This is a genomic window from Rouxiella badensis (genome assembly GCF_026967515.2).
In the GTDB taxonomy this organism is placed as follows: domain Bacteria; phylum Pseudomonadota; class Gammaproteobacteria; order Enterobacterales; family Enterobacteriaceae; genus Rouxiella; species Rouxiella badensis.
This window is the reverse complement of the sequence record NZ_CP114062.1, coordinates 2,373,145-2,386,651: the sequence shown is the minus strand read 5'-3', so window position 1 is coordinate 2,386,651 and position 13,507 is coordinate 2,373,145. Positions and strand designations below refer to the sequence as shown.

Below are 13,507 nucleotides of genomic sequence, written 5' to 3'. Positions count from 1 at the left end.
TTCAAAATGTAAAGTATTGTGAATTGTCGGCTTTGGCGGGTATTGACCCTTGAATCCTGCGGGGAAGCCCATAGGATCAGGTTATGCTGTCTGATAGAGACGGTATCAATGTAGTAACAACGACAACAACAATGAGGAAGTATTAATTTTATGATGCGTATAGCGTTGTTCCTGTTAACTAACCTGGCGGTCATGGTCGTTTTCGGGCTGGTGCTCAGCCTGACAGGCATCCGTTCCAGCAGTGCAATGGGACTGATGATCATGGCCGGTCTGTTTGGCTTCGGCGGCGCGTTCGTCTCTTTGCTGATGTCTAAATGGATGGCGTTACGCTCGGTAGGTGGGGAAGTGATTGAGCAGCCGCGTAACGAAACCGAACGCTGGTTGATGAACGTAGTCAGCCGTCAGGCGCAGCAGGCCGGTATCAAGATGCCGCAGGTTGCCATTTATCACGCGCCAGACATTAACGCCTTTGCAACCGGTGCACGTCGTGATGCGTCGCTGGTAGCAGTGAGTACCGGCTTGTTACAGAGCATGAGTCAGGACGAGGCCGAGGCGGTCATCGCCCACGAAATCAGCCATATTTCTAACGGCGATATGGTTACCATGACCCTGATTCAGGGGATCGTGAACACCTTTGTTATCTTTATCTCACGTATTCTCGCGCAGATTGCTGCCGGATTTATGTCGGGCGATCGTGAAAACGAAGAGAGCGGTAACGGCAACCCGTTGGTTTACTTCGCGGTTTCTATGGTGCTCGAGCTGGTGTTTGGTATTCTTGCCAGCATCATCACCATGTGGTTCTCGCGCCACCGTGAGTTTTACGCCGATGCCGGTTCTGCAAAACTGGTTGGCCGTGAGAAGATGATTGCTGCGTTGCAGCGTTTGAAAACCAGTCACGAGCCGCAGGAAGCAGGCAGCATGATGGCGTTTTGCATCAACGGTAAATCCAAGACCTTTAGCGAGCTGTTTATGTCGCACCCGCCGCTGGATAAGCGCATCGAAGCCCTGCGCAGCGGTCAATATCTGAAGTAAGTCTTAGGATGAAATAAAAAAGGCCCGGCAATGATTGCCGGGCCTTTTTGCTTTCTGTCGCGGGTCAGACTTTTTGCTGGCTGACCGATTTTTGGGTCATGCGCATCACGCTAACAATTGCACCGGCCAACGCCAGCGAACCGGCCAGAACGAGCGAAGCGTGCGTGCCGTGTGCGCTAAACAGGTTGAACATCAGCGCTACCATTGCCGCACCGGTGCTTTGCCCCAGAAGACGGGCGGTACCTAACATACCGCTGGCACCGCCGCTGCGGCTGCGCGGCGCAGACGAGACGATGGTGTGGTTGTTCGGTGACTGGAACAGACCGAAACCTGCACCGCAGACTATCATGCGCCAGATGATGTTCAGGTGCGAAGGGTGGTCGGGTAATAGCGCCAGTGAATATAGACCCGCTGAGAACACCACCAGTCCGATACCGCCGAGAATACCGGCGTGATAGCGTTCAACCAGACGTCCGGCAATCGGCGCCATGACCATGGTCGCCAACGGCCAAGGCGTCAGCAGCAGACCGGTTTCGACGGCGTTAAGGCCCAACGTATTCTGTAAAAAGAACGGCAGTGACACGAAGGCCAGCATCTGTGCCGCGAAGGAACACATCGAGGTACACAGCGACATAGTGAAAATAGGAATACGCAGTAAATCGACCGGCAGCAGCGGGGAGGTTTTGTTCAGCTGGCGACGGACGAAGAACCAGCCGACGATGACCAGCACAATCACTTCAGCGAGGATCAGCAGGCGGTTTTGGCCCTGCGCAAAGCCGCTGATGGCGCTAATCAACAGACCAAAGGTCAGGGCGTTCATCAGGCTGCTGATGAAATCAAATTTTTGGCCTGAAGTTTTCACCGGGTTAGCCGGCAGGAATTTCGCCGCCAGGCAGAAGGCAACCAGCCCAATCGGCAGGTTGATGGCGAACAGCCACGGCCAGTTCGCGAATGACAATACCGCCGCGGCCACGGTTGGGCCTGCCGCCGAAGACACCGCCACAATCAGCGCATTGATCCCCATTCCACGGCCGAGGAAGCGTTGCGGGTAGATTATCCTCACCAACGCGACGTTCACGCTCATAATGGATGCCGCACCGAACCCCTGCAATATCCTGGCAAAGGTGAGCGTGGCGAGCGAGTCAGACAGCGCACAGGCCAACGAAGTGAGGCTGAAAACTACAAGGCCAATCATATAGATACGGCGATAACCAAAGATTTCACCGAGCGATGACAGCGAAAGCAGCGAAATAGTGATCGCTAATTGGTAGGCGTTGACTATCCATATAGAAGAGGCGGGGCTGGCGTGAAGATCCTGTGCGATGGTCGGTAAGGCCACATTGGCGATAGCGCCGTCTAAAACTGAAACGGTGAGGCCCAGCGCGATAGTCAGGATCGCCCCATAGCGTTGTGGTGCGGGAAGTCCGTCGGAAACCGTGGTTGTCATGTCTGATTGTCAGCGTTGTGCTAGTAAGAGAGGGGAATATTATCACGCTAACTACCCAGCGTCTGAATCTGCAAGCCAGTCATCATCTTTATTAATTGTAACGAGAATTAACATTTCACTCACATGCGCGCCTTGCGCTTGGTTTAATTTCATAGAAATAGCGTTCCATTTTTTATGAAACAAAAAAAGTATCCGACGATTGTTTATGGAATAATGGGGCCAATAATATACAAAACAAAATCCAGGCAGGTAGAGAGACTATGGCTATTGCAGATCTTGATAAGCAACCCGATTCAGTATCCTCGGTACTCAAAGTATTTGGCATTTTGCAGGCCCTGGGTGACGAACGCGAGATCGGTATTACGGAGCTTTCACAGCGCGTGATGATGTCGAAGAGCACGGTATATCGTTTCCTGCAAACGATGAAGTCTCTCGGCTATGTCGATCAGGAAGGGGAGTCGGAGAAATACACGCTGACCCTGAAACTGTTTGAACTGGGTGCCAAAGCGTTGCAAAACGTTGATCTTATTCGCAGCGCCGACATCCAGATGCGTGAGCTTTCTCGTCTAACGCGTGAAACCATTCACCTGGGTGCGCTGGACGAAGACGGCATCGTTTATATCCACAAGATTGATTCGATGTATAACCTGCGCATGCACTCACGTATCGGTCGTCGTAATCCTCTGCACAGTACCGCTATCGGCAAGGTATTGTTGGCCTGGGGAGAACAGAACGACGTTCAGGCAATATTGGCCGAGATGCAGTTTACCCGCAGTACCGAAAATACCCTCATGGATGTACCAAGTCTGGTGAAGGTGCTTGAGCAGGTGCGTGAGCAGGGTTATGGCGAAGATAACGAAGAGCAGGAACAAGGGCTGCGATGCATCGCTGTACCGGTGTTTGACCGATTTGGTGTGGTAGTGGCAGGGCTAAGTATCTCGTTCCCGACCATTCGTTTCTCGGAAGAGAGCAAACAGGACTATGTCGCGATGCTGCACACGGCGGCGAGAAATATCTCTGAGCAGCTCGGTTATCACGATTATCCTTTCTAAAAAATTTCCGGCTTAGGCTTAAAAGAAAAACGCTCCCATGATGTGGAGCGTTTTTTTTTGTGGTGCCAAACGAGGCTGGGAACAATAATCACGGCCAGAATATAAAGAGTGCGAGCCTGCTTCTGTTCCAGAGAGTAAAGCCGGCGACGCTTGTTTTAACGCCGCCTTGACAGGCTTTAACGGTCTCGATTAACGGTGCGCCAGTTCGGCGTGTTCTTCTTCGTCCATGACTTTTTTATCGGTCAGTTTCAGCAACTGGCTGGTAATAGTCCCGGCGGTCATTGAACCACTGACGTTTAACGCGGTACGGCCCATATCTATCAGAGGTTCGATGGAGATAAGCAGTGCTACCAGCGTCACCGGTAGGCCCATCGCAGGCAGTACGATCAGTGCTGCGAAGGTTGCACCGCCGCCTACGCCCGCAACGCCCGCTGAACTGAGCGTGACGATACCGACCAGTGTGGCAATCCACATCGGTTCAAACGGGTTGATACCCACGGTAGGTGCGACCATCACCGCCAGCATGGTTGGATACAGGCCAGCACAGCCGTTCTGACCGATGGTGGCACCAAAAGAGGCGGCGAAGCTGGCGATTGACTCAGGAATGCCCAAACGACGAGTTTGTGCTTCTACGCTCAACGGAATGGTGGCGGCACTTGAGCGACTGGTGAAGGCGAAAGACAGCACCGGCCACACTTTACGGAAGAACTTCGCGGGATTAACGCCGGTAAAGGACAACAGCAGGGCGTGGACGGCGAACATAATCGCCAGACCCAGATAGGAGGCGACCACGAAGCTGCCGAGCTTGATGATGTCATGAATGTTGGAGCCGGCAACCACTTTGGTCATCAGCGCCATCACGCCATAAGGGGTCAGTTTCATCACCAGACGAACCAGCTTCATCACCCAAGACTGCATGATGTCGATGAAGGCAAGCACCTTAGGCCCTTTTTCGGCATCGTCTTTCACCAGCTGAAGCGCAGCAACACCGACGAAAGCGGAGAAAATCACTACGCTGATGATTGAGGTTGGGCTTGCACCGGTCAGGTCGGCAAACGGGTTTTTTGGGATAAATGACAGCACCATCTGTGGCACGGTCAAATCGGCAACCTTGCCAATATAGTTGGTCTGAATAGCGGCAAGACGTGCGGTTTCCTGCGAGCCTTGTACCAGACCTTCGGCGGTCAGGCCAAACAGCTTGGTCACGAAGACGCCGACCAGTGCGGCAATCAGCGTAGTGAACAGCAGCGTGCCGATGGTCAGGAAACTGATTTTACCCAGTGAAGAGGCATTGTGCAGGCGGGCAACCGCGCTGAGAATAGACACAAATACCAGCGGCATAACAATCATTTGCAGCAGCTGTACGTAGCCGTTACCCACAATATTAAACCACGGAATAGAGTTTTTCAGAATAGCGCTGTCAGAACCATAGATCAGCTGTAACGCCAGACCAAACACCACGCCGACCAACAAGCCTACAAGGACTTTCTTTGCCAGACTCCACTGCTTGCGGCTCGATTTTGCCAGCAATAAAAGAAGGACAACAAATACCACTACGTTTAGTACGAGCGGAAGATTCATACCTAGAGCTCCAGAGATAACTTAACGAACAATGCTTTAAGAATGCTGCCTTTAGAAGGGGGCACCAGCGTATTACAATGCGCGTAGATTACCAGATAGGCCGGAGGGATACTTATAGCCAAAAGGAATAGGCTATTACTTTTGGCTTTTTTTTGTATGAATTACGCGCTATTTGGCGGCTTGTTCGCCGACATTAAGTCAAATACTTCAAAATGAAGTTAAGACCGTGCGGATTGACCGCATCAATGATAGGCGTCCAGTTCGGCCAGAACAGGGTAAGTCCGACCATCAGCAGGCAGAAGGTGCGCTCAAGCTGGTTGCCTTTCTGACTTTGGATCAGCGGCAGACGGAAACGCCAGCGGCAGGGCCACAGCAGAGGCACACCCGCAGGAGTTAGCATATCGGCAATAATGTGGCTGAGATAGCCTATCACCATGCCGTGCAGCGCATCAATTGGAATAACCCAGTCATGCGGCAGGCGGGTTTTCAGTAAAAACACCCCTGCGGCGACGGCCAGCAGGCTATGGGTGAATCCTCGATGCCCAAACATACGGGCGATAGGCGCCGAAATCCATTTCAGGCGTTGCCCAAGCAGAGATTTAGGGTGATCGATATCGGGCAGCAGCGAGGTGAGCAGTGAGGCAGGGATAATATGCCACCAGTCACCGTGAGCAAGCTCAGGCGACAGCTCAGCTTTTTTAGCAAAGACTGCGCAAGCAATTGAAAAAATGAGATGACCTTCCGCAGTCATAATGCATCCGAACTGAATAACTGTTATTTTATCCAGTATAGATGAAAGCCTTTTTATGCGGAAGGTGTTACGCTGTAACTATTTGTCAATTATTTGAATAATAAATGAAAAATAGTGTGTCGGTGACAGTGTAATGAGCGATTTTATCGCTATCTCGCCAGCCAGCCGCCGTCTACCGCCAGCGTGTAACCATTAACGTAGTCAGAGGCGCCCGATGCCAGAAACACCACCGGTCCCATAATATCCTCCTGTTCACCCCATCGCCCGGCGGGAATGCGGTCGAGAATCTCCTGACTGCGCCCCTCGTCGGCACGCAACTGTTCGGTATTGTTGGTAACCATATAGCCGGGGGCAATGGCGTTGACGTTAATATTATATTTCGCCCATTCGTTGGCGAGCAGGCGGGTGATCCCCATTACGGCGCTTTTAGACGCCGTATAAGACGGCACGCGGATCCCGCCCTGATACGACAGCATCGACGCAATATTGATTATCTTTCCGCCGCGCCCCTGCTTGATAAACTGCCTCGCCACTGCCTGCGCCATAAAGAACAGCGTCTTGCTGTTGACGTTCATCACGTCATCCCAGTCCTTCTCGCTGAATTTCAGCGCATCCTCGCGGCGAATGATACCGGCATTATTGACCAGAATATCGATATGGCCGAGTTCGCTAACGGCGCTTTCAAGCAGCCGAGGAATAGCTTCAATGCTGGTCAGATCGGCACGTAAGTCCAGGAAGCGCCGCCCGAGGGCGTGCACCTGATCGAGTGTTTCATTCGGCTCAGAGCGGTTTACGCCAATGATGTCGCAACCGGCCTGCGCAAGGCCCACCGCCATTGCCTGGCCAAGGCCGGTATTACAGCCGGTGACCAGCGCCACTTTTCCTTCAAGATCAAAGCTGTTCAGCACCATAATCGTTTCTCGTCTCTGCTTATGCGGTGGAGGTCAGTTAAACGCCTTATCGGAGTGCGCTGACCGGAACCTGATCCATGTCGTTAAATACCTGATTTTCGCCGACCATGCCCCAGATAAAGGTGTAGCGCTTAGTGCCGACACCGGCATGAATCGACCAGCTTGGCGAGATAACTGCCTGCTCGTTGTGCACCAGCAGGTGGCGTGTCTCCTGTGGCTCACCCATCATGTGAAACACCGCAGTTTCTTCATCCATATCGAAGTAGAAATAGACTTCCATACGACGATCGTGAGTGTGGCAAGGCATGGTGTTCCACAGGTTGCCTTCCTCGAGTTTGGTCAGGCCCATGGTCAGTTGGCAGGTTTCCAGCACGTCAGGTACCAGGAACTTATTGATAGTACGACGGTTACTGCTCGCCGGATCGCCCAGCGTCTGCGGTGACGCCTCGGCCAGCGTAACTTTCTTGTCCGGGAAGCGGGTATGCGCCGGGGCGCTGTTGTAATAGAACTTAGCCGGGTGCTGTGCATCGACGCTGCTAAATTCGACCTGTCTTGCGCCTTTGCCGACGTAAAGCGCCTCTTCCTTGCCGATTTCATAGGTTTTTCCGTCGACAACAATCAAGCCTGGTCCACCGATATTAATGACGCCCAGTTCACGACGTTCCAGAAAATAGCTGACGCCCAGTTGTTTTCCGACTTCATCGCCCACGGTGACGGTTTTTTCGATCGGCATAACGCCGCCGACGATGATGCGGTCAATGTGGCTGTAAGTCATCGTATAGGCATTTTTCTCGAAAATTTTCTCGATCAGAAACTCACGGCGCAGTCCTGCGGTATCGAGTTGTTTGGCGTGATCGCTATGAATACTTTGACGGACTTGCATGTCGTTGCCTCTTCTACGTAAACAAAATAAAACGCGGAAAGCGCATGACGATTTCCACACTCGGTTTTCGTTGCTGAGAGAAGCATAGGATCGTTGGACTAATAATTCAATAAAAATGAAATGCTGTTTTAATTTTTGTGGGTGCACGCAAACTTTGTGACTTTTCTCGGACCTCAAGCAAAAAAAGACGGGCGCTGTGGCCCGTCGTTTGATGATGCACTGTGTTTAGTGATTAAACAGGCCGAGGTCTTCCGCCGTGAGCTCGGCCAGTGATGCTAGTTTCACGTCGGCCAGCGACCAACGGAGGTCCTGCGCCAGCAAACTGTCGGGTACGACGATAGAGCGCATGCGCGCGGCCTTGGTGGCAATCATGCCGTTAAAGGAATCTTCCAGCGTCACGCAGTCTAGTGGGTCGACGTCGAGGTGCTCTGCGGCAAGCAGGTAGACCTCGGGGTGCGGCTTGCTGTAGGCCAGGTATTCGGCAGACTGGCGGGTCTGGAAATAAGATTGCAGGTTAAACATCTCCACCACCTTGTCTATCATATGCAAAGGCGAGGCAGAGGCGATGCCGATTTTCAGCCCGCGCTCCTGGCACAGCTCAAGCGCGTGCTGCACGCCGGGCAGCAGAGGGCGGCTTTGTTCGACCAGCTCGATGCAGCGCGCGATGATTCGCGCAGTAACTTCTGCCTCACTCGGTCCCTTCCACGGCAGCGCCTGCGCCCAAAGACGAACGGTCTGATCAATCCGCAGCCCCAACGTGTGGGGGATCAGGTCTTTTCGAGAGATATCAACGCCGATGCTTTCAAAAATCTCAAGTTCTGACTGCATCCATAACGGCTCTGAATCAATCAGTAGTCCATCCATGTCAAAAATTGCGGCTTGAACGGGTTTTACATGACTCATTTTTACCACTCCCGATTACACTGAATTAGCTTGATGATAAAAAGAGCATATCACAGACTGCTGAGGGGCTCAGCGCCGAAATAATGAGTCATTAAAAGATGTTAACCAAAATTTTAGGCGTCTTTCGATAACTATGGGTAAACTGGCGTTTCTACTGAGACGTCCTAAACAAGGGGAATACATGACGTATCAACAGGCAGGCCGCGTCGCCGTCTTAAAACGGATCCTGGGATGGGTGATTTTTATCCCTGCACTACTTTCTACTGTGATTTCATTGCTTAACTTCTTTTATGAGCAGACGAAAGCCGAGAAGGGGATCAACGCGGTCATGATCGATTTTGTCCACGTAATGGTGGACATGGCCAAATTCAACACCCCGTTCCTAAACGTATTCTGGTACAACGCACCGCAGCCGGTATTGGGGCAGGGCGTGACCAGCGCCAACATCATGTTCATTCTGATTTACTGGCTTATTTTCGTGGGTCTGGCGCTACAGGCGAGCGGAGCGCGAATGTCACGTCAGGTCAGACACATTCGTGAGGGCGTTCAGGATCAGCTAATCCTTGAGCAAACTAAGGGCAGCGAAGCGAGAACTCAACAGCAGATTGAAGAGCGGATTGTTATTCCCCGTCACACCATCTTCCTGCAGTTTTTTCCGCTCTATATCCTGCCCATTATTATTGCGATTGTGGCCTATTTCGTTCTGAAATTATTAGGACTGCTGGGCTAATCCGCGTCAGAATATTGCCTGAATAACATTAGGTTATTAGACGGTTGGTGCAGTAATTAATAAGCCTGATCATATTTTTATGGTCAGGCTTATTTTCGGAAATATCTTATCCTTATTCCCGCTATTTCTCGTGCAGTAATCTTGCAATCGCGCGTTCAGCCACCACCATATGTTGCCCTCCAAACAGGTTGCTTCGGTTCAGCAAATAGTAGAGCTGATAAATCGACTGGCGTTCAATATAGCCGGAGGGAAGTGGGGTAATACTTTGATAGCCATCGATTAACTGCGAAGGAATATTGGGGTAAAGCGGTAGCATCGCCAAATCGCATTCGCGGTCACCCCAATAGCAGGCCGGGTCGAAAATAATCGGCCCCGTTTCAGACTGCGCGCAGTTGTGTGGCCAAAGGTCACCGTGCAGCAGGGAAGGCTGTGGCTGGTGGTTTTGCAGCCTGGCCCGAACCTTCTCAACGATAAGCTCGGCATCGCCGAAATTCATGCCTTTCTCGGCGGCGAGTTGTAACTGCCAGCCGATACGTTGCTGGGAGAAGAAGGTCGCCCAGCGCCGTTGCCAGGCGTTTGGCTGCGTTACGGTGGCAAGTTCGTTGTCGAAGTCCAATCCGAATTCAAGCTGTTCGCTCCATTGATGAAGCGCGGCCAACTGTTGCCCCAGGAGGTAGGCGTTATCGACGTCGAGCGGGGAAAGCGGCAGATATTCAAGCAGCAGAAAACTGTAATCGCGGTCGCTGCCAACGCCGTAGACTTCCGGAACCTGAACCGTTTTGCTCTTGGCGAGCATAGCCAACTGATCGGCTTCGGCGGCAAACAGCTCGAGCATTTCCCGGCTATTGCACTTAACAAACACCTCTTTGTCGCCGTAGCTTACTCGCCAGGCGGCATGGATCTCACCGCCGGGAAGCTCTACGCGTTCACGAATTTCTGCACTACCAAGATGTTCACTCAACAGACGATTAACGGCTTGCCACATGGTATCACCCCTTCTGACTGGCCAGATAATTCATTAAGTTAGCTTTTTCATTGCAGGAAAACCCCGATCGAACGCACAGCACAGGGCAGGGTATTGATTATTTATATCAGGCAGATTACTACATTCATTATTTCTAAAATCACGCAAAGCACGTAAAAAAGGCATTATTACCAAAAACTGACATTAATACAGGATTTATCCGATCGACTAATTCCTCAGTTCCTTGTTTCATCTAGCATTATTAATAATAGACGAAAAATATATTCTAGTGTTCAAAAAATGTGTATATGCTGGCTTTCGTCCAGGTCGCGAGAGAAAACACGTGAAACTCAAATTTCTTTATTTGATGACTGCGCTATTTTTAGCGGGGTGCGCGAAAGAAACCCCAATACAAACAAGTAAATTGACGCCGCAATACCCTGTTCAGGAAGAGCCCTCGTTAATGCATCAGGGACCTTACGGTAGCGTTATTAAACAGGCAGCCAGCACCTACGGCGTCGACGAAACATTAGTTAAGGCAATTATTCAGGTAGAGTCAGGATTTAACCCTGGCGCAGTCAGCAAGTCTAACGCCGTCGGGTTAATGCAACTCAAGGCTTCGACCGCAGGACGCGACGCTTACCGACTGAAAGGACGCTATGGTCAACCGACCACCCATGAACTGAAAGATCCACGTGTTAATATTGATTTAGGTACCGCTTACCTAAGCATGTTGCAGCAGCAATTGGCCGGAATAAGTAATCCCGAGACCCTGCGCTATGCCACTACGGTTGCTTATGTAAACGGAGCTGGAGCACTGCTGAGAACCTTCTCGAAAGATCGGGTTTATGCCGTGGCTAAAATTAATCAAATGACGCCTGAGCAGTTCTATAAACACATACAGAAAAATCACCCCGCCGCTCAGGCCCCACGTTATCTGTGGAAAGTGAACAACGCCTATCTGGCGATGCGTTAAGACGAATTCAATAAACGCCCCCTGTGGATACACATCCGGGGGCGTTTAATCTTTCCGTGCTTTCATGAAATCTTGCACACTCCTGCTATCACTGGGCTCAACGCCAGTAACGCCTGTATTCCCCAAAAAAAGCCACGTAAGTTGCTGGAAAAATGCGCTTTACGGGTGTTACACTCTTTTCCAGTTGTTTGCGTCACACCCTAAGTTCTGCCGTTGATTGAGCTTATGCGTGTACATATTTGGCAAGGTAAAGCTAAATAGCGCAATTAACCAAATGAATTCAAATACAAATATTTTTCTATATGTGCTCTGTCGTGTGGGGCACCACTGTAGATGAGGAAACAACATGCCTGTTATTACTCTCCCTGACGGAAGTCAGCGTCAGTTTGATCATCCCGTTTCTCCTTATGATGTGGCACTGGATATCGGTCCGGGTCTGGCGAAAGCCTGTATCGCCGGTCGTGTAAACGGTGAGCTGGTTGATGCCAGCGATCTCATCGAGAACGATGCTCAATTAGCCATTATCACCGCCAAAGATGATGCCGGACTTGAAATTCTCCGTCACTCCTGTGCGCACCTGTTGGGTCATGCGATTAAGCAGCTCTGGCCTAACACCAAGATGGCTATCGGTCCTACTATCGACAACGGTTTCTACTACGATGTTGACCTGGACCGCACGTTGACTCAGGAAGATCTCGACCTGCTTGAAAAGCGCATGCACGAGCTGGCTGAAAAGAATTACGACGTTATTAAAAAGAAAGTCAGCTGGCAGGAAGCGCGCGACACCTTTGAGAGTCGCGGCGAGCAGTACAAAATGACTATTCTTGATGAAAACATCAGCCATGACGATCGTCCGGGCCTGTATCATCACGAAGAATACGTTGATATGTGCCGTGGTCCACACGTGCCGAACATGCGTTTCTGCCACCACTTCAAGTTACAGAAGACTTCTGGCGCTTACTGGCGTGGCGACAGCAACAATAAAATGTTGCAGCGCATTTATGGTACAGCCTGGGCTGACAAGAAGCAGCTGAACTCCTACCTGCAACGTCTTGAAGAAGCCGGTAAGCGCGACCACCGTAAAATCGGTAAGCAGCTTGACCTGTATCACATGCAGGAAGAAGCGCCGGGTATGGTGTTCTGGCACAACGACGGCTGGACCATCTTCCGCGAGCTGGAAGCCTTCGTGCGCATGAAGCTGAAGTCTTATCAGTATCAGGAAGTGAAAGGCCCGTTCATGATGGACCGTGTGCTGTGGGAAAAAACGGGCCACTGGGACAACTACAAAGAAGCAATGTTCACCACCTCTTCCGAGAACCGTGAATACTGCATCAAGCCGATGAACTGCCCAGGTCACGTGCAGATTTTCAACCAAGGGTTGAAGTCTTACCGCGATCTGCCGCTGCGCATGGCTGAATTTGGTAGCTGTCACCGTAATGAACCGTCGGGTGCCTTGCACGGCCTGATGCGCGTTCGTGGCTTCACTCAGGACGACGCCCACATCTTCTGTACGGAAGAGCAGGTTCGCGATGAAGTGAACAGCTGTATCAAAATGGTCTACGATATGTACGGCACTTTCGGGTTTGAGAAGGTGGTAGTCAAGCTCTCGACTCGTCCTGTCAAACGCATCGGTACCGACGAAATGTGGGACCGTGCCGAAGCCGACCTTGCGGCTGCGTTAGTCGAAAATGACATCGCATTCGAATATCAGCCGGGTGAAGGGGCCTTCTATGGTCCGAAAATTGAATTTACCTTGCATGATTGTTTGGATCGTGCGTGGCAGTGTGGTACCGTGCAGCTCGACTTTTCATTACCGGAGCGTTTAGACGCCACTTACATCGGCGAAAGCAACGATCGTAAGACCCCGGTTATGATTCACCGAGCAATTTTGGGTTCAATGGAACGCTTCATTGGTATTCTGACAGAAGAATACGCGGGCTTCTTCCCAACCTGGATTGCACCGGTACAGGTAGTTGTGATGAATATTACCGATTCACAGGCGCCTTATGTCGAAGAATTAACCAAAAAACTGCAAGATGCAGGTATTCGCGTTAAAGCCGACTTGAGAAATGAGAAGATTGGCTTTAAAATCCGCGAGCACACGCTGCGTCGTGTTCCCTATATGTTGGTTTGTGGTGATAAAGAGGTCGAAGCAGGCAAAGTTGCCGTTCGTACCCGCCGCGGTAAAGACCTGGGAAGCATGGACGTTAGCGAAGTCGTTGACAAACTGCTGGCGGAGATCCGCAGCAGAAGTCTTCATCAACTGGAGGAATAAAG

The 13,507-nt window shown here is 51.2% G+C and carries 12 protein-coding genes; 5 read left to right on the top strand and 7 right to left on the bottom strand.

Annotated features, from left to right (window positions below; all coding sequences use genetic code 11):
- Positions 1-150: 150 nt before the first annotated feature.
- A complete protein-coding gene (gene htpX, locus O1V65_RS11015; protein ID WP_084912818.1) occupies positions 151-1,032 on the top strand; it encodes a protease HtpX in 882 nt (293 codons plus the stop codon).
- A 64-nt stretch (positions 1,033-1,096) separates the two neighbouring features.
- Here htpX and O1V65_RS11010 read toward each other — a convergent pair whose 3' ends face one another.
- The gene (locus O1V65_RS11010; protein WP_084912817.1) at positions 1,097-2,479 is read right to left on the bottom strand and encodes an MFS transporter; all 1,383 of its coding nucleotides are present in this window, start codon (positions 2,477-2,479) and stop codon (positions 1,097-1,099) included.
- 260 nt (positions 2,480-2,739) lie between these two features.
- Here O1V65_RS11010 and kdgR point away from each other — a divergent pair, with 260 nt between their 5' ends.
- Positions 2,740-3,531, top strand: coding sequence for a DNA-binding transcriptional regulator KdgR (gene kdgR, locus O1V65_RS11005; protein WP_017492534.1), 792 nt, complete (start codon positions 2,740-2,742; stop codon positions 3,529-3,531).
- Between the two features lie 189 nt (positions 3,532-3,720).
- Here kdgR and O1V65_RS11000 read toward each other — a convergent pair whose 3' ends face one another.
- The 5 genes from O1V65_RS11000 to hxpB form a co-directional block, all read right to left on the bottom strand.
- Positions 3,721-5,112 (bottom strand): L-cystine transporter, encoded by a 1,392-nt coding sequence (locus O1V65_RS11000; protein WP_017492533.1) that lies wholly within the window; start codon positions 5,110-5,112, stop codon positions 3,721-3,723.
- 193 nt (positions 5,113-5,305) lie between these two features.
- Positions 5,306-5,863, bottom strand: a complete 558-nt coding sequence (locus tag O1V65_RS10995) for a metal-dependent hydrolase (RefSeq protein ID WP_084912815.1) — start codon at positions 5,861-5,863, stop codon at positions 5,306-5,308.
- A 149-nt stretch (positions 5,864-6,012) separates the two neighbouring features.
- Entirely contained in the window at positions 6,013-6,774 is a 762-nt protein-coding gene (gene kduD / locus O1V65_RS10990) for a 2-dehydro-3-deoxy-D-gluconate 5-dehydrogenase KduD (protein WP_017492531.1), read from the bottom strand.
- Between the two features lie 46 nt (positions 6,775-6,820).
- Positions 6,821-7,657, bottom strand: a complete 837-nt coding sequence (gene kduI, locus O1V65_RS10985) for a 5-dehydro-4-deoxy-D-glucuronate isomerase (protein WP_017492530.1) — start codon at positions 7,655-7,657, stop codon at positions 6,821-6,823.
- Positions 7,658-7,882: 225 nt separating this feature from the next.
- Positions 7,883-8,560 carry a hexitol phosphatase HxpB gene (hxpB, locus tag O1V65_RS10980; protein WP_017492529.1) on the bottom strand — a complete coding sequence of 226 codons (678 nt, stop codon included), beginning with the start codon at positions 8,558-8,560 and terminating at the stop codon, positions 7,883-7,885.
- A 181-nt stretch (positions 8,561-8,741) separates the two neighbouring features.
- Between hxpB and O1V65_RS10975 the strand changes: the two genes are divergently transcribed.
- Positions 8,742-9,290, top strand: coding sequence for a YniB family protein (locus O1V65_RS10975; protein ID WP_017492528.1), 549 nt, complete (start codon positions 8,742-8,744; stop codon positions 9,288-9,290).
- A gap of 121 nt (positions 9,291-9,411) precedes the next feature.
- Here the strand turns inward: O1V65_RS10975 and O1V65_RS10970 are convergent, their stop codons facing one another.
- Entirely contained in the window at positions 9,412-10,275 is an 864-nt protein-coding gene (locus O1V65_RS10970; RefSeq protein ID WP_017492527.1) for a fructosamine kinase family protein, read from the bottom strand.
- Between the two features lie 322 nt (positions 10,276-10,597).
- On the opposite strand from O1V65_RS10970, the gene O1V65_RS10965 reads away from it, so the two are divergent.
- Both O1V65_RS10965 and thrS read left to right on the top strand, forming a co-directional pair.
- Positions 10,598-11,230: a transglycosylase SLT domain-containing protein gene (locus O1V65_RS10965; protein ID WP_026110622.1), complete on the top strand. Its 633-nt coding sequence runs from the start codon at positions 10,598-10,600 to the stop codon at positions 11,228-11,230.
- Between the two features lie 346 nt (positions 11,231-11,576).
- Positions 11,577-13,505 (top strand): threonine--tRNA ligase, encoded by a 1,929-nt coding sequence (thrS, locus tag O1V65_RS10960; RefSeq protein ID WP_227952795.1) that lies wholly within the window; start codon positions 11,577-11,579, stop codon positions 13,503-13,505.
- The last annotated feature ends 2 nt before the right edge of the window (positions 13,506-13,507 follow it).

Bases quoted from the DNA above. Each gene is read 5' to 3' on its own strand.
- htpX (WP_084912818.1), top strand. From the start codon at position 151: ATGATGCGTATAGCGTTGTTCCTGTTAACTAACCTGGCGGTCATGGTC.
- O1V65_RS11010 (WP_084912817.1), bottom strand. From the start codon at position 2,479: ATGACAACCACGGTTTCCGACGGACTTCCCGCACCACAACGCTATGGG.
- kdgR (WP_017492534.1), top strand. From the start codon at position 2,740: ATGGCTATTGCAGATCTTGATAAGCAACCCGATTCAGTATCCTCGGTA.
- O1V65_RS11000 (WP_017492533.1), bottom strand. From the start codon at position 5,112: ATGAATCTTCCGCTCGTACTAAACGTAGTGGTATTTGTTGTCCTTCTT.
- O1V65_RS10995 (WP_084912815.1), bottom strand. From the start codon at position 5,863: ATGACTGCGGAAGGTCATCTCATTTTTTCAATTGCTTGCGCAGTCTTT.
- kduD (WP_017492531.1), bottom strand. From the start codon at position 6,774: ATGGTGCTGAACAGCTTTGATCTTGAAGGAAAAGTGGCGCTGGTCACC.
- kduI (WP_017492530.1), bottom strand. From the start codon at position 7,657: ATGCAAGTCCGTCAAAGTATTCATAGCGATCACGCCAAACAACTCGAT.
- hxpB (WP_017492529.1), bottom strand. From the start codon at position 8,560: ATGAGTCATGTAAAACCCGTTCAAGCCGCAATTTTTGACATGGATGGA.
- O1V65_RS10975 (WP_017492528.1), top strand. From the start codon at position 8,742: ATGACGTATCAACAGGCAGGCCGCGTCGCCGTCTTAAAACGGATCCTG.
- O1V65_RS10970 (WP_017492527.1), bottom strand. From the start codon at position 10,275: ATGTGGCAAGCCGTTAATCGTCTGTTGAGTGAACATCTTGGTAGTGCA.
- thrS (WP_227952795.1), top strand. From the start codon at position 11,577: ATGCCTGTTATTACTCTCCCTGACGGAAGTCAGCGTCAGTTTGATCAT.